The sequence below is a fragment of the Micromonospora sp. NPDC049580 genome (assembly GCF_040675595.1).
GTDB lineage: Bacteria > Actinomycetota > Actinomycetes > Mycobacteriales > Micromonosporaceae > Micromonospora.
The window spans coordinates 1-2,236 of record NZ_JBFAPG010000708.1; the positions used below are offsets into that span (position 1 = coordinate 1).

Consider the following 2,236-nt stretch of genomic DNA (forward strand, 5'->3'; position numbering starts at 1 on the left):
CTGGCGTACCTGCTGCTCTTCGTGGCCACCCGGGGTGCGCTCGGGGCGCAGCCGGCGAACCTGCTGGCCCTGCTGGTGACGGCGGTGGCGAACACGGCCGCGAACCGGCGGCTGACGTTCGGCATCACCGGCAGCCGGCACGCCGGTCGCCACCACGCGCAGGGGCTGCTGGCGTTCGCGCTCGGCCTGGCGCTGACCAGCGGGGCGCTGGCGGTGCTGCACGCTCTCGTCGCCGTGCCCGCCCGGCCGGTGGAGCTGGCCGTCCTGGTGGCCGCGAACCTGGCCGCGACCGTGCTGCGCTTCGTGCTGCTGCGCCTCGGCATGCACCACCGGCGGGGCTGAGACAGCCGCCGGTCAGCCGCCCAGCACGTCCGCGAGGACCTCGACGACGCGTCGCACGTGGCGCCCGTCGGGGTCCTCGTCGGCGTTCGGGTGTCCAGCGCAGCTTCGCAGCGTACCGACGAGGGCCGCTTCCTGTGGCCGGGCTGGGAGTCCTCCGATGTCGCCGCGACGGCGCAGACGAGCAGCGTACGGTGATGGACAAGTCCGGCTTTCTGGGTTAAAAGCCTCACCGCTGCCTCCCCGGGACGCCGGTGTCGAGACGGGCGAGGGGAAGGAGCGGTCGGTGATCCATCTGGCCTACCTGGACGCGGGATCCGGCAGCCTGATCGTGCAGGCCGTCGTCGGCGGGGTGGCCGGCGCCGCGGTCGCCGCCAAGCTCTACTGGCGACGGCTGGTCGACCGGTTCCGTCGGCAGCCCACCGACCAGCGGTAGCGGTCGCCGCGACGATGACGACCTCACCCACCGGGGTACGCCCCGAGCCCGCCTCCTTCCGCGACCCCGCCAACCGGGTGTTCCACGTCGGCGACGAGGTGCTGCGCGGGCTCGACGCCCAGGCCGCCGAGCACTGGCGGACCCTCGCGGCCAGCCCGTTCTTTCCCACGCTCGTCTCGGCGGGCAAGGTCTGCGCCACCGAGGACGCCCCGCCGGCGCTGGTGCCCGCCGCGGCCGGCACCCCGTGGGCGGCGGTGCTGCGCCACGAGCGCATCCCGTTCGTCTCCCACCCGTACGAGTGGTCCTTCGGCATGCTGCGCGACGCCGCGCTGCTGCACCTGGAGATCCTGCGTACCGCCCTCGCCAACGGCTTCACCACCAAGGACGGCTCCGCCTACAACCTGCAGTGGCGCGGCGCGAAGCCGGTCTTCATCGACATCGGCTCCTTCGAGCCGCTGCGCGACGGGGAGCCGTGGGCGGGCTACCGGCAGTTCTGCCAGACCGTGCTCTACCCGCTGCTGCTCACCGCCCACCTGGGCGTGGACTTCCAGCCCTGGCTGCGCGCCCAGGTCGACGGCATCGAGGCCGACCAGCTGCGCCCCCTCTTCGGCGGCGCCCGCCGGCTGCGCCCCGGCGTCCTGGCCCACCTGCACCTGCACGGCGCCATGCAGCAACGCAACGCCGACGCCAGCACCAGCGACGTCAAGGCCCAACTGCGCGCCGCCGGCTACTCCCGGGACCTGCAGGCGGCCACCGTACGCGGCATCGAGAAGCTCGTCCGCCGGCTGGAGCACCGTCCGTCGCGCAGCCACTGGTCGGACTACCAGCGCACCTGCGGCTACTCGGCCCGCGACCGGGTCGCCAAGGAGCAGTTCGTGGTCACCGCGGTGGCCGCCGCCGCCCGCCCGCGCCTGGTGCTCGACCTGGGCGCCAACGACGGCCGGTACGCCCGACTGGCCGCCGGGCACGCCGACTACGTGGTCGCCGTCGAGCAGGACCCGGCCGTGGTCGACGAGCTGTACCGGGCGCTGCGCTCCGAGGGCCAGCAACGGATCCTGCCGCTGGTTGTCGACCTGGCCGACCCGTCGCCCGGTGGCGGCTGGCGCGGCGTCGAGCGCGCCGGCTTCGCGCAGCGGGCGTCGGCGGACGTCGTGCTCGCCCTGGCCCTGGTGCACCACCTGGCGATCGGCCGCAACGTGCCGCTGCCGGAGGTCGTCGACTGGCTGGCCGGGCTGAGCGCGCCCGGCGGCACCGTGGTGGTGGAGTTCATCCACCCGGACGACCCGATGGCCACTCGGCTGCTGGCCAACAAGCCCGACGGCCTCTTCCCGGACTACCGGCGCGACACCTTCGAACGGCTCCTCGCGGCCCGGGGCCGGATCACCGACCGACTGGAACTGCCCTCGGGCACCCGCACGCTCTACCGGGCGGTGATGGGTGGCTGAACCGGCAGTCGCCGAC

At 74.2% G+C, this 2,236-nt stretch carries 3 protein-coding genes; all 3 read left to right on the forward strand.

Annotated features, from left to right (window positions below):
* On the forward strand, positions 1-342 hold a 342-nt coding region (locus AB0J68_RS31245; protein WP_363942377.1), incomplete at its 5' end, for a GtrA family protein.
* 283 nt (positions 343-625) lie between these two features.
* Entirely contained in the window at positions 626-775 is a 150-nt protein-coding gene (locus AB0J68_RS31250; RefSeq protein ID WP_007459587.1) for a hypothetical protein, read from the forward strand.
* Positions 776-789: 14 nt separating this feature from the next.
* On the forward strand, positions 790-2,220 hold the full coding sequence (locus tag AB0J68_RS31255; protein ID WP_354862870.1) for a class I SAM-dependent methyltransferase: 1,431 nt from the start codon (positions 790-792) through the stop codon (positions 2,218-2,220).
* The last annotated feature ends 16 nt before the right edge of the window (positions 2,221-2,236 follow it).